The sequence below is a fragment of the Nocardia sp. NRRL S-836 genome, from assembly GCF_001279525.1.
Taxonomy (GTDB): Bacteria; Actinomycetota; Actinomycetes; order Mycobacteriales; family Pseudonocardiaceae; genus Lentzea.
The window spans coordinates 1-350 of sequence record NZ_LGDY01000033.1 but is presented as its reverse complement, the minus strand read 5'-3'; the positions used below and the strand labels follow the sequence as shown (position 1 = coordinate 350).

The 350-nt window shown below is 66.6% G+C and carries 1 protein-coding gene; it reads right to left on the bottom strand.

Translation table 11 applies throughout. The annotated features are described in order from the left end of the window. The coding region (locus ADL03_RS45070) for a WD40 repeat domain-containing protein (RefSeq protein WP_369808941.1) at positions 1 to 350 on the bottom strand (350 nt) is incomplete at both ends.

The window sequence follows — 350 nt, the reverse complement described above, 5'->3', positions numbered from 1 at the left end:
GGTGTGTCCGGTTAGCTGGTGGATGGGTTGGCCGGTGGTGGCGTCCCAGATGCGGGCGGTGTTGTCGTTGCTGCCGGTGAGGATGCGGGTGTTGTCGGGGGACCAGGTCAGGGCATTAACAGTGCTCGCGGAGCGTGGTAGCCGACGGAGAAGCTTCCTCGTGGTGGCGTCCCAGATGCGGGCGGTGTTGTCGTTGCTGCCGGTGAGGATGCGGGTGTTGTCGGGGGACCAGGCCACGGATCGGACCCACCCGGTGTGTCCGGTTAGCTGGTGGATGGGTTGGCCGGTGGTGGCGTCCCAGATGCGGGCGGTGTTGTCGTTGCTGCCGGTGAGGATGCGGGTGTTGTCGG